General features: G+C 68.5%; 21 protein-coding genes and 5 pseudogenes. 11 read left to right on the top strand and 15 right to left on the bottom strand.

Features of this window, described 5'->3' with window-relative positions:
* Window positions 1-30: 30 nt before the first annotated feature.
* Together Sdagh_RS22325 and Sdagh_RS22320 are read right to left on the bottom strand one after the other, a co-directional pair.
* Window positions 31-720, bottom strand: a complete 690-nt coding sequence (locus Sdagh_RS22325) for a YdcF family protein (RefSeq protein WP_189422178.1) — start codon at window positions 718-720, stop codon at window positions 31-33.
* On the bottom strand, window positions 717-1760 hold the full coding sequence (locus Sdagh_RS22320) for a helix-turn-helix domain-containing protein (protein ID WP_189422179.1): 1044 nt from the start codon (window positions 1758-1760) through the stop codon (window positions 717-719). Before Sdagh_RS22320 ends, Sdagh_RS22325 begins: the two co-directional genes overlap by 4 nt.
* 119 nt (window positions 1761-1879) lie before the next feature.
* Here Sdagh_RS22320 and Sdagh_RS22315 point away from each other — a divergent pair, with 119 nt between their 5' ends.
* The 4 genes from Sdagh_RS22315 to Sdagh_RS22300 all read left to right on the top strand — a co-directional run bounded on the left by Sdagh_RS22315 (window position 1880) and on the right by Sdagh_RS22300 (window position 4541).
* Window positions 1880-2293, top strand: coding sequence for a recombinase family protein (locus Sdagh_RS22315; RefSeq protein WP_190077017.1), 414 nt, complete (start codon window positions 1880-1882; stop codon window positions 2291-2293).
* Window positions 2293-2709 carry a hypothetical protein gene (locus Sdagh_RS22310; protein WP_189422181.1) on the top strand — a complete coding sequence of 139 codons (417 nt, stop codon included), beginning with the start codon at window positions 2293-2295 and terminating at the stop codon, window positions 2707-2709. Before Sdagh_RS22315 ends, Sdagh_RS22310 begins: the two co-directional genes overlap by 1 nt.
* Window positions 2706-2942: a DUF7848 domain-containing protein gene (locus tag Sdagh_RS22305; protein WP_189422182.1), complete on the top strand. Its 237-nt coding sequence runs from the start codon at window positions 2706-2708 to the stop codon at window positions 2940-2942. Before Sdagh_RS22310 ends, Sdagh_RS22305 begins: the two co-directional genes overlap by 4 nt.
* Before the next feature lie 216 nt (window positions 2943-3158).
* On the top strand, window positions 3159-4541 hold the full coding sequence (locus tag Sdagh_RS22300) for a UDP-N-acetylmuramoyl-tripeptide--D-alanyl-D-alanine ligase (protein WP_372478464.1): 1383 nt from the start codon (window positions 3159-3161) through the stop codon (window positions 4539-4541).
* 11 nt (window positions 4542-4552) lie between these two features.
* Here the strand turns inward: Sdagh_RS22300 and Sdagh_RS22295 are convergent, their stop codons facing one another.
* The 3 genes from Sdagh_RS22295 to Sdagh_RS22285 form a co-directional block, all read right to left on the bottom strand.
* Window positions 4553-5752: a glutamate ligase domain-containing protein gene (locus Sdagh_RS22295; protein WP_190077019.1), complete on the bottom strand. Its 1200-nt coding sequence runs from the start codon at window positions 5750-5752 to the stop codon at window positions 4553-4555.
* Window positions 5753-5942: 190 nt separating this feature from the next.
* Entirely contained in the window at window positions 5943-6266 is a 324-nt protein-coding gene (locus tag Sdagh_RS22290) for a hypothetical protein (protein ID WP_190077020.1), read from the bottom strand.
* A complete protein-coding gene (locus Sdagh_RS22285) occupies window positions 6263-7474 on the bottom strand; it encodes a Shedu anti-phage system protein SduA domain-containing protein (RefSeq protein WP_190077021.1) in 1212 nt (403 codons plus the stop codon). Before Sdagh_RS22285 ends, Sdagh_RS22290 begins: the two co-directional genes overlap by 4 nt.
* 164 nt (window positions 7475-7638) lie before the next feature.
* On the opposite strand from Sdagh_RS22285, the gene Sdagh_RS22280 reads away from it, so the two are divergent.
* Window positions 7639-7902 carry an Imm32 family immunity protein gene (locus Sdagh_RS22280; protein ID WP_226535543.1) on the top strand — a complete coding sequence of 88 codons (264 nt, stop codon included), beginning with the start codon at window positions 7639-7641 and terminating at the stop codon, window positions 7900-7902.
* A gap of 553 nt (window positions 7903-8455) precedes the next feature.
* Here Sdagh_RS22280 and Sdagh_RS22275 read toward each other — a convergent pair.
* The 3 genes and pseudogenes from Sdagh_RS22275 to Sdagh_RS22265 all read right to left on the bottom strand — a co-directional run.
* Window positions 8456-8749: pseudogene (locus tag Sdagh_RS22275) on the bottom strand (tyrosine-type recombinase/integrase); the annotation flags it as partial.
* Window positions 8745-8870 (bottom strand): annotated as a pseudogene (locus Sdagh_RS22270) (SCO3933 family regulatory protein); the annotation flags it as partial. The pseudogenes Sdagh_RS22275 and Sdagh_RS22270, both read right to left, overlap by 5 nt.
* A 135-nt stretch (window positions 8871-9005) precedes the next feature.
* Window positions 9006-9278 carry a UTRA domain-containing protein gene (locus Sdagh_RS22265; RefSeq protein WP_226535541.1) on the bottom strand — a complete coding sequence of 91 codons (273 nt, stop codon included), beginning with the start codon at window positions 9276-9278 and terminating at the stop codon, window positions 9006-9008.
* Here Sdagh_RS22265 and Sdagh_RS37015 point away from each other — a divergent pair.
* Window positions 9196-9519, top strand: coding sequence for a type II toxin-antitoxin system VapC family toxin (locus Sdagh_RS37015; RefSeq protein WP_226535570.1), 324 nt, complete (start codon window positions 9196-9198; stop codon window positions 9517-9519). The two genes, Sdagh_RS22265 and Sdagh_RS37015, sit on opposite strands and share 83 nt — an antisense overlap.
* Before the next feature lie 888 nt (window positions 9520-10407).
* Here Sdagh_RS37015 and Sdagh_RS22255 read toward each other — a convergent pair.
* From Sdagh_RS22255 to Sdagh_RS22245, 3 genes and pseudogenes are all read right to left on the bottom strand, one after another.
* Window positions 10408-11294: pseudogene (locus tag Sdagh_RS22255) on the bottom strand (tyrosine-type recombinase/integrase).
* 17 nt (window positions 11295-11311) lie between these two features.
* Window positions 11312-11452, bottom strand: a pseudogene (locus Sdagh_RS22250) (IS5/IS1182 family transposase); the annotation flags it as partial.
* A 164-nt stretch (window positions 11453-11616) separates the two neighbouring features.
* Window positions 11617-12465 (bottom strand): enoyl-CoA hydratase/isomerase family protein, encoded by an 849-nt coding sequence (locus tag Sdagh_RS22245; RefSeq protein ID WP_189422189.1) that lies wholly within the window; start codon window positions 12463-12465, stop codon window positions 11617-11619.
* A gap of 42 nt (window positions 12466-12507) precedes the next feature.
* Between Sdagh_RS22245 and Sdagh_RS22240 the strand changes: the two genes are divergently transcribed.
* Both Sdagh_RS22240 and Sdagh_RS22235 read left to right on the top strand, forming a co-directional pair.
* Window positions 12508-12912, top strand: coding sequence for a winged helix-turn-helix transcriptional regulator (locus tag Sdagh_RS22240; protein WP_190077023.1), 405 nt, complete (start codon window positions 12508-12510; stop codon window positions 12910-12912).
* 87 nt (window positions 12913-12999) lie between these two features.
* Window positions 13000-13347: pseudogene (locus tag Sdagh_RS22235) on the top strand (transposase); the annotation flags it as partial.
* A 347-nt stretch (window positions 13348-13694) separates the two neighbouring features.
* Here the strand turns inward: Sdagh_RS22235 and Sdagh_RS22230 are convergent.
* Window positions 13695-14612: an alpha/beta fold hydrolase gene (locus Sdagh_RS22230; RefSeq protein WP_372478463.1), complete on the bottom strand. Its 918-nt coding sequence runs from the start codon at window positions 14610-14612 to the stop codon at window positions 13695-13697.
* 130 nt (window positions 14613-14742) lie between these two features.
* Here Sdagh_RS22230 and Sdagh_RS22225 point away from each other — a divergent pair, with 130 nt between their 5' ends.
* The 3 genes from Sdagh_RS22225 to Sdagh_RS22215 all read left to right on the top strand — a co-directional run bounded on the left by Sdagh_RS22225 (window position 14743) and on the right by Sdagh_RS22215 (window position 16985).
* Window positions 14743-15360 carry a TetR/AcrR family transcriptional regulator gene (locus tag Sdagh_RS22225; RefSeq protein ID WP_190012263.1) on the top strand — a complete coding sequence of 206 codons (618 nt, stop codon included), beginning with the start codon at window positions 14743-14745 and terminating at the stop codon, window positions 15358-15360.
* A 567-nt stretch (window positions 15361-15927) separates the two neighbouring features.
* Complete coding sequence (locus Sdagh_RS22220) at window positions 15928-16263, top strand: ArsR/SmtB family transcription factor (protein WP_190012264.1); 336 nt, start codon at window positions 15928-15930, stop codon at window positions 16261-16263.
* Complete coding sequence (locus Sdagh_RS22215; protein WP_372478462.1) at window positions 16254-16985, top strand: cation efflux transmembrane domain-containing protein; 732 nt, start codon at window positions 16254-16256, stop codon at window positions 16983-16985. The genes Sdagh_RS22220 and Sdagh_RS22215 overlap by 10 nt, the downstream gene beginning before the upstream one ends.
* Before the next feature lie 198 nt (window positions 16986-17183).
* On the opposite strand, the gene Sdagh_RS22210 is transcribed toward Sdagh_RS22215, so the two are convergent.
* From Sdagh_RS22210 to Sdagh_RS22200, 3 genes are all read right to left on the bottom strand, one after another.
* Window positions 17184-17648, bottom strand: coding sequence for a hypothetical protein (locus Sdagh_RS22210; RefSeq protein WP_226535532.1), 465 nt, complete (start codon window positions 17646-17648; stop codon window positions 17184-17186).
* A gap of 110 nt (window positions 17649-17758) precedes the next feature.
* The gene (locus Sdagh_RS22205) at window positions 17759-19318 is read right to left on the bottom strand and encodes an ATP-binding protein (RefSeq protein ID WP_226535530.1); all 1560 of its coding nucleotides are present in this window, start codon (window positions 19316-19318) and stop codon (window positions 17759-17761) included.
* Window positions 19315-20001, bottom strand: coding sequence for a response regulator (locus tag Sdagh_RS22200; RefSeq protein WP_189422196.1), 687 nt, complete (start codon window positions 19999-20001; stop codon window positions 19315-19317). The genes Sdagh_RS22205 and Sdagh_RS22200 overlap by 4 nt, the downstream gene beginning before the upstream one ends.
* Window positions 20002-20079: the final 78 nt, after the last annotated feature.

Below are 20079 nucleotides of genomic sequence, written 5' to 3'. Positions count from 1 at the left end.
CGCCCGCCCCACGCGCCGGCACCCAGCAGTTCAGGTGCTGATGAGGCGGCTGTCGAAGCCGGCGCCGAGGAGGCGTTCGTAGGCGTCATACACGTCCCCCGGTACCTCCTGCTCGACGGCGAAGCCGAGCTTCGGGTACTCGATCACTCGTTGCAGATCGCCGACAAGCATGTCCACGACCAGCTTCTCGTCACCGATGGACTTGATGTAGTCGTCCAGCTCCAGCGGCTCGGAGGCGCACACGACCTCCACCTCGGGCCAGAGCTTGCGGCAGGTGGCGTACGAGCGCCGCTCCATGTACGGCTTGGAGATCAGCAGCAGCGATTCGACCGCGATGCCGGCCTCGGCCAGCAGCTCCCGCGAGAAGGTGATGTTCTGCCCGGTGTTCGCGGCCTTCGGCTCGACCAGGATCGCCTCGTCCGGCACACCCAGGTTCAGCGCGTGCTCGCGGTAGTGGACGGCTTCGCCGCGTGGGAAGCGGGCACGGGTCGTGGGGCTGTTGCCGCCGCTGAAGACCAGGACCGGGAACAGGCCGGCGCGGTAGAGATCGGCGGCCGTGGTCGCCACTCCGAGATCGTGGCTTCCCAGGCCGATCGCCGCCGAGCAGGGCCGCTGTTCGTGGCCCATCTGGTGGTAGTTCCAGATCAGCGTCGCGTCGTGGAACTGCTCGTCGGTGATCTGGCGCTGCTCGTGCTGCGGCACTGGCACTCCCTGACTCATCCCTGCTGGCCCTTCCGGATGCCCTCGATGCTGCGCAGTTGGTGGCTCAGCCCGTACTGCCGGGCCACCTGCGCCGCCTGATCGAGGACGGACAGCCCATCATTCCGGGTCGCCGCGTCGGACAGAAGGATGTGCCCGTAGGCGGTGTCCAGCCGTACGCGCTGCATCGGGGAGTCGACCGTGCCGGTGGTGCGTGCGATGTCGATGTGGTGCAGGGCCTGGGTCAGGTCACCGGCTCCGCGGTGGGCCAGGGCCAGCTTCTGGTGGGCGACCGACCAGTCCTCCGGCTCGCCCAGGTCCTCGAAGGCGCGGGTCGCGGCCGTCATGACCCGGGTCGCGTACTCGTTGTCGCCGTCCTTGCTGAGGGCCGTACCCACCCAGAGCCGGGCCCTGGCCCGGTCGCGGAGGCTGAGACGCTCGTCATCGGCGAGGACTTCGTACTGGCGGGCGGAGGGCTGAAGCCGGCCCGACATCTCCTGGACGACCGCGAGCGAAAGCTCGATCTGGGCGACGCGGCGCGGGATGTCCAGCTCCGTGAACATTCCTCGGGCGGTCAGGTAGGAGTGCCGGGCGGACAGCGGGCCGAGGATCGCTCCCTGGTCGCGCTGCACATCACCCAGCAGCACGAGGGAACGGCCGTAGAGGTAGAGGCCCTTGTGATCGAGCTGGTGTGGGTCAAGGCGTCCCAGCCAACGGTTCAAGAGGGTGGTGGCGAAAGGGAAGTTCTGGCGGCTGATGCAGACGACGGCGCGCTCGATGTCCTCGGTCCACGTCTCGTAGTCCGCCGGCCGCGTGCTCTTGCGGTCGGGAAAGAGGAAGTTCTCGAACCGGGCCTGGGCGGCGGCGTCCGCACGGGCGAGCGCGGTGTCCAGAATGGCCTGCGTGTCCGGCCGGGGCTGGGTCTCCGTTCCGAGGCTCTCCCACTTGGCGACCGTACGCAGCGCGACACCTAGATGCTCGGCGAAGGCGCGCGTGCTCATGCGCAGCGCGGCGCGCAGGGCACTCGCTTCCCGGCCGGTCCACTGCTGCACACTGACCACGGATGACCTCCCTCCGTCATGTATGGAAGCACTCTCTGTGACCGCAAGGGGCGCAAAGTGCAACGGAAGTGCAACAGCAGGTCATTTCGCGGCCGTTCGCGGAAGCCGACGCTGTGACCATGGACGACGAAGTCATCACGGAACAACGCCCCGTCGCCTTCCCGAAGGTCTTCGGCTACCTGCGCTACGCGGCCGGCGGCCCGGCCCGCCACGCCGCTCTCGTCGACTGCCTCGCCGAATACTGCCGACAGCACGAACTGACACTGTGCGGCGTCTTCACAGACCGACAAGCGGCGATGGACGTCCGCTCCCCCGCCTTCGTCGGCTTGCTGGACGCGCTCGAACTGCCCGGCACCTACAGCGCCGTGGTCCCGGCCCTCAGCCACCTCGGCCCGAAGCGGCTCGTCCCCGACCGGATGCGGCAGATAGCGGAGAAGGGCACCCGCCTGATCGTGATCCGCTCCACCGGGATGTCGGCGCTCCCGACGCGTTCCGGACACGCAAAGCCGCATCATCACCCAGGAGGCGCCTGATGTCCGTACGCGACGCCCTGAGGCGCGCTCCCATGGTCGCCGACGTGCCCGCCCTGCGGCTGCTGCGGGTCGGCGATGGCTGGGACGTGCTGCGTACCCCGGCAGACATCGGGCTGCTGGCCCTGGCACACCTGCGGACCAGCGGGGTGAAGATCGGACCGGTGCTGTACGACGGCCCCAACGATCGCCTCTACTACGCGATCGGAACCGGCACCGCCGACACCTGGGAGGGTCTGCCGGTACGGCATCTCTCCAGCGACACGTGGCTCGTCGCGCCCAGCCTGGAACAGATCGACGACTGGTTCGGCGGCTGGTACGAGCTGCCCCACGACGACACCCTCACCGATGCCGACGCCCTCCGGGCCGCGCTGCGGCACCCGTACGTCAGCGCGGCCGTGAGGAAGGTGTACCGGTGAATCCCCGAGCGGTCGTGTGCCACAAGGAGTGGACCCTCCAGCCCGACCGGGAGCCGGACGCCGCGCCCATCACCTACGCGATGCAGTGCGGGGTCTGCGACGAGAGCTCTCCGACCTGTACCGACTTCGCCGAACCGCAGGGCTGGGTGTTCGAGCACGGCAGCCGTAATCCCTCACACCACACCTACCGGGAGATCATCACTCGGCCGTGGCGGGCGTGGTGGAGGCCCTGATACCCCGTGAGACCGATGGGCGCCTTTCGGTAGGCACCCCAGCGGCCACGCCCCGAAGCACGCGCCACCGCGCCACCGACGGGCCGCTTCGGAGACTCCTTCGGCAGCCGAGGTATCTCGCTCGATTCCGCGCCGCCGCGTCCATCGCGGCGTTACACCGACCGCGACCGCCCAGCCGGTAGCGTCGCAACCCACCACCTGAGCAGGGAGAACACGTTGCAACCCATGCCTCTGAACAGGATCGCCAACGTCGTCGGTGGTCGCCTCGCCGACGTCCTCGATCCCGAAGCCCAGGTCACCCAGCCCGCGGTGTTCGACTCACGTGAGGCCACCACCGGGTCCCTGTTCCTCGCCCTTGAGGGAGAGCACACCGACGGCCACGCCTACGCCGAGGCCGCCATCAACAAGGGGGCCACCGCCGCGCTCGTCACCCGGCCGGTCGGTGTCCCCGCGATCGTCGTGGACGATGTCCTGCGGGCGTTCGGCCGACTCGGGCACTTCCTGCTGCACGACGGGCTCGCCGCGGCAAAGGTGGTGGCCATCACCGGCTCGGCCGGCAAGACCAGCACGAAGGACCTGATCGCCCAGGTGCTGCCGGGCAACGTCGTATCCACTCCGCAGTCCTTCAACAACGAGATCGGCCTCCCGCTGACCGTCACCATGGCCGACAGGCACACCGACTACCTCGTGCTGGAGATGGGCGCACGCCACATCGGCGACATCCGCGACCTCACCCGGATCGCACCGCCGGACATCAGCGTCGTCACCAACGTCGGTACCGCTCATGTCGGCGAGTTCGGGGGCCGCGAGAACATCGCGGAGGCCAAGGGGGAGATCGTGGAAGCGGTCCAGCCGGGCGGGCTCGCCGTTCTCAATGCCGACGACGACTTCGTGGACGTGATGCGCAACCGCACCCAGGCCCGCGTCGTCACCTACGGCCTCGCCGAGGAGGCGACCATCCGCGCCACCGGCATTGAGATCGACGGCCAGGGCCGCGCCTCCTACACCCTCGTCACCCCGGAAGGACGAGCCGGTGTACGGCTCCAGTTCGTCGGCGACGTCCAGGTCCACAACAGCCTCGCTGCCGCCGCCGTCGCCCGGGAAGCCGGCCTCGACGTAGAGCAGACCGCCGCCCGCCTGTCCGAAGCCCTGCCCCGCTCACGCTGGCGTATGGAGACCACCACCAGGCCGGACGGCGTCACGATCATCAATGACGCCTACAACGCTAACCCGCACTCCATGCGCCACGCCCTGGACGCCCTGGCAGCCATGACCCGCGGCCAGGACCAGCGTTCCGTCGCCGTACTCGGCCGGATGAACGAGCTGGGCGACGACGCCCGCGGAGCACACGAGGAGATCGGCCGGTACGCGGCCGGACTGGGGCTCGATCACATCATCCTGGTGGGAGGAGACGAAGCCGGATGGATGCAGCAGGGTGCCGGCGGCGTCGGCGGAAGCGCCGTGCACCTGCCCGACCAGGACGCTGCCCTCGAACTGCTCCACAGGATCCTCCGCGCCGGGGACGTCGTCCTGGTCAAGGCGAGTCGCGGGGTCCAGCTGCAGCAGCTCGCCGACGCGCTGCTGCACCTGAACCCCTGACCCCGGATCGGTCAGACAGCCGTACCGACGGTGTCGCCGAGCGCGGACCGCAGTACCTGGCCCGCCTCGGCGATGTCACCAGGCCCCATCAGCACCAACACGTCACCGGGCCGGGCCAGCGACGCCGCGAGGACGGCGGCCTCGGCCCGGTCGGGCTCCACGTGCCGGCACGTGCCACCCGCGGCGTCGATGCGGGCGGACAACGTCTCCAGCCCGGCCATGGCGAAACGCTGGGCGCTGCCAGTGACCACCACCTCGTCACTGCCCGCCAGGGCCTTCCCGAATTCCCAGCCGAAGACCGTCAGCCGGGAGGGACCGGACGGTTGGAACACCGTGATCATCCGGCCCTGCTCCCCGGCCACCGAACGCGCGGCGGCGAGGTCCGCGCGCACCTCGTCAGGGTGGTGGGCGTAGGAGTCGTACACCCGGACGCCGCCCGCCTCGAAAGCAGGCGTCATACGACGCACCACACCGTCGAAGTACCGCAGCTGCTCCACCGCCTGGCCGCAGTGCTGGCCCAGCACGTGGAGCGGGATGACGGCGGCAGCGGCGTTCAGCAGCTGGTGCCCGCCTACGGTGCGCAGGTCGAGCGCGTACTCCACCCCTCCCGGCCCGACGAGCACCGCACTGCTGCCCCGGCCCTTGATGGACACCTCGGTCAGCCGCCAGTCCGCAGATGTAGAGAAGCCGAACGTCACCACCCCCGGTCCGTTCTCGGCCGCGGTCAGCCGGGAGGCGAGTTCCAGACCGCCCGGCGAATCGATGCCGACCACAACCGTGCCGCCTTCGCGCAGACCCAGCGCGAGGCCGCTCTCGAAGGCGTCGACGATCTGGTCCTCGTCGTCGTAGACCTCGGGATGGTCGTAGCCGATGTTGGTGATCACGGCCACGTCCATGTTCATACCGACGTGCGAGCGGTCCGACTCGTCGACCTCCGCGACGAAGAGGGAGCCCTGCCCGGCATGACCGCCGCTGCCCGGCACGTCGAGGTCCGCTCCGACCACGTACGACGGTTCCTGCCCGAGGCGCGCGAGGGCGAAGGCGAGCATGCCCGCGGTGCTCGACTTGCCGTGCGTCCCCATCACGGCGACCTTCTTGGGCTGTGCGGCCATCAACGCGTTCAGGACCGTCGACCGGTGCACGACCGGCACGCCGAGCGCTCGCGCCGCACGGATCTCCGGGTTGTCCGGTCCGATGGCGTGCGTGAACACGACCGCGGTCGCGTCAGCCTCCCAAGTTGAGAGCCAAGTTCGATTTTCGTCACCCGCTCCATGAGAGGCCGCCAGGTCAGAGACCCGGGGGCTCCTTGGTGTCCGGCGAGTGGTGCGCTACACACCGTGTCATAGGAGACGCTACCGACGCGTTGTCGGCCGCTCTTGAAGCTTTCGACGCGAGTGGCGGTCAGGTGCGTTCCTGCCGTAGGTGGCGGGAGGCGGCAAGACAGGAGGACAGCCACGCTGCCTCCTCTCGGTTGATGATCAGGCCGGAGGCCGTGATCATCCCGTCCAGCGGACCATCGAGCCGAATGGAGTGGTCGCCCACGAGGAACATTTCCCAGTCCGCGTCGCTGTGCCAGAGTCGGGCGGTCTTCTCGCCCCGGCGCTGGGCGAACACGAGTTGCTCCCCGTACTCGTTCATGAAGTATCCGACGTAGTCCTCCTCGGTGATCTCACCGCCGCACAGGCGGGCCAGGAGCGGTTCGATCGCGGGCGGCGTGTCAGTCATGCGGCGGGCTCCTCGTCCGGGTCGGCGTCCTGTCGTGCCGATGACAGCGCCAGCATGCGGGAGGCTGAATCCAGCAGGGTCTCGTAAGTGATCACTTCTATGCGTGTCTGGTGCGTGTTGTAGGTGCGCAACGTCTCCGCGATCTCTTGAGAGGTGACGTCCCCGGTCACGTACCGCGGGTGCCCAATCACGACCGTGGCGGAGGCCCGGCGGGTGTCGAGCCCGTGCTCGGCCAGGATGCTCGGGCGGTTCTCGTCCAGGGCCCGGAGGTAGTTCTGCGCCTGGGAGACCGCGCGGTGCGCCGCGGCACCCAGCATGAGGTGGCCGGAGCGTCGGATGACCAAGTCCTTGATGCTGGCGCGCTTGAGCTCCACGACGTGCAGAGAGCCGTCACCGCGCAGGAGCGGGATGTCGAGGATGGTCTCCGGGGTGTACTGCCGGCGTGCCAGCTCGGCCACGTAGGCCCCGCCGAAGATCCATTCCTGGTTCTTCAGACAGGCGTGGAGGGCGTTCTCGGAGCTGTCTGGGTCTTCAACCACGGAACGCAGGGCCGTCAGGCCTGCCTGTCTGGCCTTAAGTTCGAGCAACTGTGCCAGCATGCCTGCGTCGACATCGGCCAGGACGTCGTTCATCATCCGTGCGGCCTCGGCGGAGGCGGGCCCGGGCAGGTTACGGAGGACTATATCCATGTGCCCGAACTCCTGCAGTCGCCTCACTTCCCGGGTGGACAGCCGGATGCCGCCCTCGCCGTCCCCGAGGCTCAGATAATCGGCGGAGCGGGCTATGCCGCGGAAAAGGGCACGAGCGTCTGCCGCGGTCGCGTCGGGGTTGTCTCGACACAGAACGTCCAGGGCGGCGACGGCCCGGTCAGCGCCCATGGCAGCCATCCTCCGCATGTGCTCCTCGCTGCGCTGCCGGGCTTCGTCGTCGTAGTAGTTCTCCAGGATCTCGAGAAACAGGGTGCCGCCGGCGTAGGCGGCGAAGCGCTGAAAACGCTGCGCGAGCGCGAAGTCACCGTGCAAGATGGCTTCTTGGGCCACGCCCTCCAAGGCGTCAACCAGTGGTCTGCCCTTGCCGTACGTCCCGCCGAGGCCACCCATGATGTCCAGCACCGCGTCGACGCGCTCCCGGACGCGCACCTCTTCGGTGAGCTCGCGTGCGTTCTGGACCATCTTCCAGAGCGTGAAGCCGGATCGAAATGTCGTCACGTCGGCACCCTAGGGCTGGGCACTGACAACCGCGCTTGGACGCCCTCCTCCAACACAGGCGGACAGCGTGGCCCTTCGGCGTCAGACGGTTCATGGGTGCGCGAGACTTGGGCATGGCCCCTGAACCGAGCCCTGCTCCATCGACGTCCACTCACGTACGTGCGGTGACCGACGACACCACCGCTTTCTTCACGTGGGAGGCGGGCGCACGCATCGCGGTCCGCAACTTGGGCGGCGAGATCGTTATCGAGGCCAACGCGGCCGGGTTGAAGACCCTGGCCGGCCACCTCCTCACACTGTCCCGGGACGGAACCCATCTCCACCTGGAGGAGAACAACGGACTTGAAGAGGGTTCGGCTCGCAAGACCCCGCATCTCAGCTCGCCACATCGCCGCACCCACCACCTGCCGCCATCAGCCCTACTGTGATCCACCACGGTCGCGCTCTGCCCCCGCTCGCTTCATCGACCACCGTCTCCCGACCACCACAGCCACGCTGTCGGAGGGGGCACCGGCAGCAGCGGCCCGATGGGCGCCGACGACGGCCCAGGGCAATCCGCCGTAACACCCACGGACTGATCACAGCGCCGTAGTGACCGGGACAGGGCATCTTGGTTACGGCGCGGCCATGTGTCGGCCGCCGCTCACAGCGAATGACATGGCTGTGCACCCGGGAACCGCCTCGGCGCTGAAGCCGCTCCGACTCGGGATGCGTGCGAGACAACGCCGCCTGGGGCGGGCTGCTCGGCCAAGGTCCCAACCGTGCCCGCTGCGTGCCCTTACGAGCGGACAACAACGGTCACCAACGGTGCTTGCCGGCCCTCGTGCCCACCACGACAATACGAATCCGCCCAGGTCAGCAGTCGTACGGCCATGGAAGCGCCGTTCCTTCCCAAGCTGAGAGCGCGAGTTCGATTCTCGTCACCCGCTCCATGAAGAAGGCCCAGGTCAGAGACCCGGGCCTTTTTGCTGTGTGCGGTTGTCAGTCGTCGCGTGCCAGATGCGTGCCAGAAGGCCCGGCGGGTGGCTTCCCGGTCGCCGCGGCTCTCGCCTTCCGGACCGTGGCGTCGAGGCCGGCGGCGACCTCTTGCTGTCGCTCGTCGTCGGAGTGCTGGTAGATCAGCGCGGCCTTCTCGGAGGACTGGCCGGCGCGGACCATCGTGTCTTTGAGGGTGGCGCCGGACCCGGTGGAGAGCGTGTGCCCGGTGTGCCGGAGGTCGTAGAACCGGAAGCCGTCAGGCGTGCCCACCGCAGCCCGAGCCTTTCGCCAACACCGTCATCAGGGCCTCACCGCTCACGGCGCCCTTGGCGATCTCCCCGGTCTTCCGGTCGCGCACCTTCGGCGCCGGCGCTTCGGTGAGCAGGACGGTGGTGGACGACGCGTCGATACGGATCACACGCGCAAATGCCTCCTTGAGCTTCTTGAGGGGCGGCAACTTGCAACCTGACAAGTTGACTTAGCCAGTTTGAAGCGAGGGATGCCAGGTTGACTTGTCAAGTGACATCCAGGGTGAACGGGCTGGTTTTCGGGGTCAGTTCAAACGGTAGGTGTCTTCCAGTTCCTGCCGGTCGGCAGGCAGCAGGACGTCAGAGACTTGCACCGCTTGCCCGGAGGCGTCACAGGCGATGACGAGGACGCTCAGGACCGGTACGCCGTCCGGCAGGTCCAGCAGCTCACGTTCGGTCGCGTCGGGCAGGCGAGCGGAGACTGTAGATTCCTGCATATTCATTAACGTCATCCGTCGCGAGGCCACGCTCTGGCCCGATTCGCTGAAAATATTGCTGGCCGCTAATCGTGGCGTCATCCGCCTGGTCGCTTCGACCCTCTTGCTCGTCGAGCTAAATGGTCAGAAACGTTCCGACGAACGCACATTTCGCGATGAACGCGTCAAAGTGGTCGAGCAATACTTGGAGTCACTCGACGTCGAGTGGGTGGAGGTTGACCATATAACCGCGCGGGATGCTCGCAAGGTTTCGGAAGATCACCGTCTACTTGGCGCTGACGCGGCTCATCTCGCCACCGCAATTCGCCGCAACGCTGATTAATCTCATCTCCAGGGACAAGCATTTCCCATACAGCTCCACGGTCGGCACTCGCACCAAAGCGGTAAAGCCCACCTTGTTGTGGAATCCGACAACTGACGACCTCGCTGTGGACCAGGAGTCAGCGCGCTCAGCGTCTCAATGAATTCTGCACCGGTTCGCAGCCGCCGCAGACGCGAAAAAACTTCTTGGACCGTTCGCCCAGCTTGGTGCCCGACTCGGCCACAAATGATCGCAGATTCCAAGCTGCTTAACCTTGGATACAGCAGGGGCCTTGGTGCCGGACACCGGCACCAAGGCCTTTACGGTCGTCAGCTCAGACAGGAAGCAGCAGACCAGCCGCGGAACCTTCTGCGACCGCCGCGGCCACCATCAGAACGGCCTCAAGTGACTTTCGCATTTTGCTCATGGTGCTCTCCCTTCGAGTAGCGCGGACAGTTGCGTTACCTGACGTAGTGCTTCCTAGGACCAGTGCAACGAACCTCAGTGCCAACGCGGCCGAAGCGAGTACGAGGAAGGGCGCAAGGGGAATCGAACCCCAAACTCCTGCCCCTAGTCTCAACTGGCGACGCGCCGAGCATACATGGGCCACCCACCGCGAGTCTCGGCCAACAGTGCCGTCCAGAACGACCGTGCCAGATGCGTGCCAGGACATGCGGGGAAGCGCGAGGAACGGCGGGTACCGAAGCGGGAGGCATGGGGCGATCAAGGCGCTCCGCCGCAGTTCAACTAGGCATGCCCGGCCGAAGCACCCAAGCTTCCCAAGCTGAGAGCGCGAGTTCGATTCTCGTCACCCGCTCCATAGCAAACCCCCAGGTCATCGACCCGGGGGTTGTTTGTTGTCTGAACCAGTGAGCGGGCTGCGCACCACAACCGCACCAGAGGGACGCGCTACCCGTCGGCGGTCATCTCGCTGTGGTGCGGGTGGTCGCCGGTGTGGTTCTTCGCACGCTCGGCGCGGCCCATGTCATCGAGCCCGGTCGCTACGTCGCGCTGCCGCTCCTCGTCGGAGTGCTGGGAGACCAGCGCGGCCTTCTCGGACGACTGGCCGACGCGGACCATCGTGTCCTTGAGGGTGGCCCCGGAGCGTGTCGAGAGCGTGTGCCCGGTGTGCCGGAGATCGTAGAAGCGGAAGCCGTCGGGGAGACCGACGACCGTGCGCGCCCGTCGCCACTTTCGCCCGAACGAGGTGCGCCGGAAGGGCGCCCCCTTCTCCCCGACGAAGACCAGACCGTCCGGCCCCTTCTCGGCGCACCAGGCGAGATGTTGTCGACCTGGGCGACGGTGGCGATACGCCGTTCAGCGGCCAATTCCTTGCCCGCGCCCTTGATACGGCAGGGGCTGCGGCTGATCAGGTCGTCGTCGACAGCCGTCTCGACGATGCCCTTGAGGAGGCGGTACGACTTGGCGACGGTCGTCTTGGCTGCGGTGGTGCGGAGACGCTCGGCATGCCACTCGCGCACGCGGGGTGCCGTGATCTCGTCCAGGTCGAGCGTGCCGAAGGTCGGGAGGATGTGCAGGCGGAGGAGGTGCCGGTACAGGTCCTCGGTACGGACCGCCAGCTCTCGTTGCTCGACCCACTTCTCGGCGTACGTGCCGAAGTTGACCGCGCCGGCGTCAGGTGCGCGCTCAAAGGTCTCTTCCGCACGGATGCGCTCGCCATCAGGGCCGAGGTAGGAGGCAGTCCAGCGACCGGAGCGGTACTGACGCACCGCGACGAAGCGGCGACGCCTTCCCTTCTTGTTGGCCTGCTCGGCGAGTACATCTCTCCAGCCCACGTTTTTACGCAATACCCAAAGACGATGCCTCGCAGGGCCGCGCGGTCGTCCGCCGGCAGGCGTCCGGGATACCGATGACGGCGCGGCGGCCGGGGCGGCAGCAGTGGAGCGATACGTTCCCGCAGATCATCAGGCACAAGATCATCCGGTACCTGGATCACTCTGCCGCCACCGGATCCGATCGCCAAGCCCTCACACCGAACTCATCCCGAAACAATCAGCTTCACAGAATTGGAGGCGACCCGTACGGTCGTTCGACCCGAATTACCAAACGGACCGTACGGACAACTTCTGCAATCTACCCGCGCAGGGCGATTCATTACTAATGTCGGGCGAGGTTCGCGCGCAGTACCTTTTCGAGGTTCAGCTCCACCTCGCGCGTGTGAACCCCGGCCGCGAGCGCTGCCCGGGCAAGCTCTCCAGATGCGGGAGTGAACGTTTCGCCGAGCAGGCGGTTTTCCGCGCGCAGTGCGTCCTCAAGCGTGCCGTCGGCCGCGTCGATTGCTTCGACAGCCGCGGCGCGGACACCGTCGGGCAGAGACGCGATGGCCAGTGCGACCCACTCAACATATTCATCCAGTTCTGCGGCGGGCAGAGCTCGGTTCACCCAACCCCACCGCTCGGCAGTCGCCGCGTCGACGAGCCCGCCTGTCAGCACGATCTCGAGAGCGCGAGCGCGACCCACGAGGCGGGGCAGGTGGGCAGTCGCACCGGCTCCAGGGACGATGCCGATCAGCGCCTCGAACTGGCCGAACGCCGCAGTCTCGAGGGCCGCGAATCGCAGATCCAGGCTGGAGACCAGCTCGGCTCCACCGCCACGGGCGAGTCCCGCGACCTTGGCGATGGTGGTCTGAGGCAGACGCCGCCAGCGTTCATGAAGCCGCATCATCGGGCCCGTCCCGACAAGCGTCTCCTCCGCGACCGGGAGGGCGGCGTAGGTCGCGGGGTCCTCCACGAATGACAGGTCGCCGTGCGCCAGGAAGAACTCCGGATTAGCGCTCTGGACCACGATGACATGCAGATCGGGATCATTCTCGGCCGATGCAGCGACGGCGTCCAAGTCGAGCATGAGCTGCGCCGTCATCAGGTTGACGGGCGGAACGTCAATCGAGACCCATAGCACTCCGTCCTGGCGCTTGAGGTCGAGGCTGGGCAGGGACTGTTCGGTCATGAGTTTCCCTTGGGTTGCCGGTATCTATGGTATACCTGGTGCATGGCAGGTACTTCAAAGAAACCTGGTATCCGCGAAGATCGGGCCGGTCACGAGACCATCGTTGGCCCGCAGCGCGAGCTCCTGGATCAGCTGCTGGACAAGTGGGGTCATCTGCTGCTGGCCGCGTTGTGCCGGCAGCCGCGACGCTTCAACGAGCTCAAGAGAGAACTCGATGGGGTTACTCAGAAATCGCTGACGCAGGCACTGCGACGGTTGGAACGCAACGGCCTCGTCGAGCGCCGGGTACTGATGCAACGCCCCGTTGCTGTGGAGTACCGGATCACACCGCTGGGCCGCACGCTTGAGGAGCCCTTCTCGATCCTGCGCTCCTGGACCGCCGACCACCTCCCCGAAGTCGAACGACACAGGGAGGCATTCGACAAAGGCGTGGACACCCTTCACTGATTTTCGGGATGAGTTCGGTGTGAGGGCTTGGTGATCGGATCCGGTGGCGGTGGCGGTGCCGGTGGCGGTGGCGGCAGAGTGGTCCAGGTGTCGGATGATCTTGTGTCTGATGATCTGTGGGAACGTGTCGCGCCGCTGCTCCCTCCTCGTCCGCTGCGGCGTCGGCGGTATCCGGGCCGCCTGCCGGTGGATGACCGTGCGGCTCTGCGCGGGATCGTCTACGTCTTGCGCACGGGTGTGACCTGGACGGATGTGCCGACCGAGACGATCGGCTGCAGCGGGGTGACGTGCTGGCGGCGCCTGCGGGACTGGACCGAGGCCGGCGTCTGGCCCCGCCGGCACGAAATCCTCCTCGCGGAACTCCGCAGAGCCGGCCTGCTGGACATGGAGGACGCCGCGGTCGACGCCTCGCACGTCCGGGCCCTCAAAGGGGGTTCACACCGGACTGGGGAACAGCGGGGAACCACGGTGGAAGCAACCAGGCCGGACGAGACCGCACCACAGCCGTTCGCCCAGGTCAGTGCCCGAACCGGCCACGAACACGCGCAGCTTCCCGAGCGAGAGTGCGAGTTCGATCCTCGTCACCCGCGCGCGTCAAAGCCCCAGGTCGGCGACCTGGGGCTTCTGCTTCATCAGTCACTCGGCGGGGATCCGGATACGCGACGGCGGCCGTGCACGCCCGAGTGTGGGGTGATGGAGGGGCTGGGCACTGGGCGCTCCCGGCAAGAGCGGCAGAGGAGGTCTTGCGCCTCAGTCCGGCCGCATGCGCGGCTCGGCGGTCGTCAGTCGACGGAGACGGAGGCCATGAAGGCCAGCATCCTGCGGTTCACGTCCTCCGCGTGGTCGATCTGAGGTCCGTGCCCGGTGCCGGTGACGATCTCCGCACGGGCGCCCGGTATCAGGCGTGGAACGCGTTCCCTCTGCCGCTCGGGGTGCAGCAGGAGGCTGCGCTTGCCGAGCACCAGGTAGAGAGGCGTACGGATGGTGGTCAGTTCCGCCTCGGACAGGGGAAGCGGTGCCGGGCGACGGATGCGGTAGGCGCGGACGGCGGTCCTGATCATCGTGCGCAACACGGGCATGACCAGCACCGGTTGATCCAACCAGGCCGCCAGCCGTGGGCGCAGTGCTCTGGGCGCGAAGGTCGCGAAAAGGCCGGCGAAGATCCAGACGAAGAAGCGTAGACCCACCTTCTCCAGGCCGCCCGGGTCGAGCAGGGTGACCGAAGCGAGACGGTCGGGCCCGCGGTGGGCCTGGTTGAGGGCGAGCCAGCCTCCGTAGGAGGTGCCGACGAGGTGGACGCGGTCGAGTCCCAGCCCGTCGAGCGTCTCGTCCAGCCACTGCGCGGCCCGTTCGGGCTGGTGGATCGGCTCGCGCTGGACGCTGCGCCCGGGATCGCCGGGGGTGTCGACGGCGTAGACGGGGCGTTCGGCGCTGAGGGTGGGGGTGTTCGGGTACCACATGGCGGAGCAGGAGCCCGCTCCGTGCACGAGGACGACCGGGGTGCGGGAGCGGGCCGCGGAGTCGTCGGGCTCGTAGCGGTACACGTGGGTGGTGCCGAACGAGGTCTCCACGTCCTGTTCGGCGATGGCGGGCGCTCCAAGCGCGAAGACGGCGTCACAGGCGGCGAAGTAGCGGTCGCGCCAGGCGTCGCTCACGTAGCGGCCGACGTCGGCCTGGGCGCGGGCAGTGGTCTCGGACACGGCCACCTCCGGAGGGTCTCGATTTTCGTGGTACGACCGTACCACGATGCTGATACGGCCGTATCATCAAAGGGCCCGGCCCGGCCCGGCCCGGCGGGGTACGGGCGAACGACGAGCGGAGAACCAGCCGATGCCCAAGCGTGTGGACCATGCCGAACGGCGCACCGAGATCGCGGAGGCGCTCGTCCGGGTCGCCGGGCACCGGGGGCTGCACGCCGTGGGAATGCGCGATGTGGCAGCCGAGGCAGGCGTGTCACTGCGGCTGGTGCAGTACTACTTCGAGACCAAGGAGAAGCTGCTGCTCTTCGGGCTGGAGCACCTGACCGGGAAGTTCGGGGAGCGGCTCGCCGCCCGTATCCGGGCCGCCGGGGACGGGCCGGGGCCCCGCGCGATGGTCGAGGCGCTGCTGATGACGGCGTTGCCGACCGACGAGGAGAGCCGTGTCTTCCACCACCTCTACACCTCGTACGCCGTTCTGGCCGTGACCGACCGGACGCTCGCGGCCCAGCCCTTCATCAAGGACCCCGATGTCGCCGAAGCCGCCCTGACCGACATCCTCCTGCAGGCTCAGGACGCGGATCTGCTGCAGCCCGGTGTGGACGCGCGGTTGACGGCGGCCGGCCTGCTCGCGATGTCCGCAGGGCTCGGCACCAGCATCCTCGTCGGACAACGTAGCCCCGAGTCCGCCACCGCGGTCCTGGACGACCACCTCGACCGGGTCTTCCGCACCGTCGATGCGGCCAGTTGACGCGGGAACCGTTCGCAGGCTCCCTCCTGCCGCGCGGAAGTCGAGGAGGTCACATCCCGCCGGGCCTCTCCGTGATGTCGCTGCCTTCCTGCGATGCTCCCCGGCCCGGGCCGTACGGTGTCGCACCGCGCTGATCCAACGCCCTGCGTTCTTCGGTACCGCCGCATCGGGATAGAGGTCGGAGAACATTTCCGCGATCTCGTCGTACTCGCGCCAGACGGGGCCCTGGTGCGCCGTTCCGACCCACTCGACGCCGGAACGTCTCGAATCGTGAGACGCGTTGCGCGTACCCCGCGTCGCTCTTCGCGGTGTCGGGCGGGATGCGGCGTCCGCAGGGCAGCAGTTCGTCGCGAGACGGCGGCAAGGTGTCGCGGCCCGGTTGCGGCCTCGGCGGAAGCGTGACGGGTTGGCCTGGAGGAGCACAGGCGCCGGAAGGGCCATGGCGCGGCTGGGCATGACTGCGGCTCGGCGCGGGTGGGCAGTGCGCCGGCGGTCAGCGGCAGGAGGCACATGGGCCGCCAAAGGTTCACGCTGTCCTGAATTCAGGATGTGATGTACCTTCGGGGGGTGCTGACTGTTGCCTCCGACATCGAGGTGCTGGCCCGGTTCGGCCGCGCGCTCGCCGACCCGATCCGCTGCCGCGTCCTGCTCGCCCTGCGCGAAGCGCCCGCATACCCCGCCGACCTCGCCGATGCCCTCGGCATCTCGCGGACCCGGCTGTCGAACCACCTGGCGTGTCTGCGCGACTGCGGGCTGGTCGTCACCGTGCCCGACGGCCGACGCACCCGCTATGAGCTCGCCGACGAACGCCTCGGCCACGCCTTGGACGACCTGCGCACCGCCGTGGTGGCCGTCGAGACCGACCGGACCTGCGGCGAAGCCGACGAGAAGGGATGCTGCTGATGGCCGCCGGGATATCGATGTCCCTCGGACCGTCTCCAGCCCGCCGCGAAGCGCTGGCTCGCCGGATACGCCTCCTGGTCGCCGCGACCATCACCTACAACGTCATCGAGGCAGTCGTCGCCATCACCGCGGGCACGATGGCGTCCTCCACCGCCCTGATCGGCTTCGGACTCGACTCGGTCATCGAGGTCTCCTCCGCCGCCGCGGTCGCCTGGCAGTTCTCCGCGGCCGACCACGCCGTCCGCGAAGCACGCGAGCAGCGCACTCTGCGGATCATCTCCGTCTCCTTCATCGCGCTCGCCGCGTACGTCAGCTTCGACTCCGTCCGCGCGTTGACCGGCAGCGGTGAAGCCGAACGCTCCGTCTCCGGCATCGTCATCGCCGCCGTGTCACTCGCGATCATGCCGTTTCTGTCCGCCGCCCAGCGCCGGGCCGGCCGGGAGCTCGACTCCGCGAGCGCGGTCGCCGACTCCAAGCAGACACTGCTGTGCACGTACCTGTCCGCCGTCGTCCTTCTCGGCTTGGTCCTCAACGCCACCCTCGGCTGGTCCTGGGCCGACCCCGTCGCCGCCCTCGTCATCGCCGCAGTCGCCGTCAAGGAAGGCCACGACGCGTGGCAAGGCAAGGGCTGCTGCGCGCCCGCGTCGGCCGCACCGGTCCCGTCCGCCGCGGCCGGGACAGACGCCTGCGGGTGCCGCGTCGGCTGCGACTGCTGCGGCTGACGTCCCACGCGAAGCGGGCCCCGGTGTGGTGCGGGGCCCGCTTCGCGTTCAGGATCACGCGCGTGTCGTTGGTGGCGGTGCCCCGGGCGTCTGCCAGTCGCACTCGAAACGAGAGCACCCCACTCCCCTCCTCCACGGATCCTCCACGGAGCGGCGGCGCAGGGCCGGTTCCGGTCCCGGGCGGGGACCGTCCGGTGGTCAGCCGGAGGGCTCCGGGGTCAGTGCTTCCGGTTGCTCCTGCGAAGGGGACACGACCGGGCACGCGTGGTCCGACTGCGTCACCGTCCATCCGTCCCCGAGCACATGGAGGCTGCCGGACGTGACGGAACGGCGCGCGGTGCCGCCGTCGGCTTCCGCGTGGGTCACCGTGCACGTCAGCTGGAGCATGGCCCGACGGGTCAGCGGAGTCGTCGTGCCGGGGAGTTGGATGACGAGGATGCCGTCGGCGGCCACCACCCGTGGGGCGTCCGTCAGGCGCGGCAGCTCCGTGGTGGCCGTCGCGGTCTCGTTCGCGGCCGGTCCCTCGAACAGCAGGTGCACGACGGCCTCCAGGTCCCCGGCGTCGTCGACGCGGCGGGGATAGGGCGTCAGGTCCCCGTCGCGCAGGAAGAAGAGGGAGACGGTGGCGGGCGTCGAGGGTGCTGCCGCGCTGGGGGAGTACATGCCGCTCGCCGGCGCACCGGCCTCGATGACACCGGACGGGGGGACTCCGCACGCCGTGAGAGCGACCGCGGCCGTGAGCCCGGACAGCAGCGCTGCCGTCCGCGAGCCCTTCACCGGGTGCTCCCACCGCCGGCACCGGTGTCGGCGGCGGTGTCGGTGTCGTCGCGGTGCAGCGGGAGTTCGACCGTGAACACCGCGCCGCCCGAGGGCAGGTTCGCCGCCCGGATGCGCCCCCCGTGCAGGCGCACGTTCTCCGCCGTGATGGCCAGACCCAGGCCGCTGCTCTCGCTCCTGGCCCGTGAGGTGCTCGCCTTGTAGAACCGCTCAAAGATGTGCGGCATGTCCTCCTCGGCGATCCCCGGCCCGTTGTCGGTCACCTCGATGACGGCCCACGTCGTGCCCGCCCCGTCCACCCGTACCCCCATGGTCAGCCGCACGGGCGGCTCTCCGTGCCGCAGCGCGTTGCCGATGAGGTTGGCCGTCACCACGTCGAGCCTGCGCGGATCGACGCGCGCGCGGAGCTCACCCGGTCCGGGCAGCCGGGTCTCCACCTGCTCCTGCCTCCACCGGGAGGCGACGGTGCGCCGTACGGACTCGGCCAGGTCGATCTCGTCCCGGTTGAGTTCGGCCGCCCCCGCGTCGAAACGGGAGATCTCCATCAGGTCGTTCACCAGTCCGCTCAGCCGGTTCGTTCCCTCGCTGATGAGCCGCAGCGCTTCGCCGGTCTCCCCTTCCCCCTCCAGGTCCAGCACGTCGGTGACCGCGGACATCGCCGCCAGCGGTGTGCGCAGCTCGTGGGAGACGTCCGCCACGAAGCGGCGCCCCTGGGCCTCCAGGCGGCGCAGCTCCCGTACGGTCCGCTCCAGTTCCGCCGCCGTCTCGTTGAAGGACTGGGAGAGGTCGGCCAGTTCGTCGGAGCCGGAGACGTCCAGCCGGACGTCGAGGTGACCCGCGGCCATCCGGCGCGTCGCCCGGCGCAGCGCCCGTACGGGACGCAGTACGCCGCTCGCGGCGAGCAGCGCCAGGACGACGGCGAGGCACAGGGCCACCAGGGTGGCCCGCTCGATGCCGCGGACCATGGCCTCGACGTACCCCTCTTCGGTGGTCTGCGGGACCTCCAGGTACATCACGAGCCCGGAGAGCATGGTCTCCAGGCCCTCGTCCGAGGTGTACGTGACGGGCATGCCGACGACGAGACGAGGGCGCCCGTCGACGTTCATCCGCTGGAACACCGCGACACGTCGGTCCCGGACGGACCGGAGCATTTCGGGGCTCAACTCGACGAAACCGGGGTTCGGCGCATAGGCGCGGTGGCCGCCGTACGCGGCCATGATCCGCCAGTCCGACGAACGGTTCGCGTACCGCACCTGGTCCACCGCGAACTGGAGGTCCGACTGGTCCGGGGCAAGGGGGATGGCGGGTGCGACGGCGTCGACGCTCGCACGGAACCGGTTGATGACGGAGTCCTGGCTCTGCTGGAGCACCCCCGTGCGCGCCTCGCGGAAGGCGAGGGCCCCGGTGCCCAGGGAGCTGGCCATGGCCACCAGGACGAAGGACGTCAGCAGGCGGGGGCGCAGGCCGCGCAGGGGGAGCGGGATGCGCGCCAGTGCCGCCCGGAGGAACCACCGGGGGCCGGCACCCGGTACGGCGGCGGACGTCCGGTCGCTCATGAGGTGCCGAAGCGGTAACCGAATCCGCGTACGGTCTGCACGTAACGGGGATTCCTGCCCTCGCCGAGCTTGTTGCGCAGTCGCTTCACACAGGCGTCCACGAGCCGTATGTCGCCGTGGTAGCTGTGTTCCCAGACCGCTTCCAGCAGCTGCTGGCGGCTGAACACCTGGCCGGGCGAGGCCGACAGGGTCAGCAGCAGCCGCAGTTCGGAGGGGGCGAGGGTGACGGGTTCGCCGCGGTGCGTCACCACGAGCCCGGCGCGGTCGACGACCAGCTCGCCGTACGTCTCCGCCCGGGGACGGGTGCCGTCCGGCAGCGACGCGTCCTGTCTGCGCAGTACGGCCCGTATCCGTGCGTCGAGCACCCGGGCCTGCACGGGCTTCACCACGTAGTCGTCCGCACCGGTCTCCAGTCCCACGACCACGTCGACGTCGTCCCCCCGGGCCGTCACCATGATGATCGGCACCTGGTCGCGGTCCCTGATCCGGCGGCACACGTCCAGGCCGGACATGCCGGGCAGCATGAGATCCAGTACTACGACGTCCGGCCGGAAGGGGCGGAGCTGTTCCAGCCCCTCCTCCCCCGTTTCGACGGCGAAGACCTCATGTCCCTGGTGCCGCAGACCCAGTTGGACGGCCCTGCGGACATCCAGGTCGTCTTCGACGATCAGGACCCGTGGCATTTCGGCAGTGTAAGCAGACCGGACGAGGCGACCGTCCCGGGGAAGGTCCCTCTCCGACCGCCGTTACACAACGATCAC

Origin of the sequence: Streptomyces daghestanicus, from assembly GCF_020521275.1 — a bacterium.
GTDB classification, from domain to species: Bacteria; Actinomycetota; Actinomycetes; order Streptomycetales; family Streptomycetaceae; genus Streptomyces; species Streptomyces griseoviridis.
Note: the sequence above shows the minus strand (reverse complement) of the source record. Positions and strands in the feature narration are given on the sequence as shown.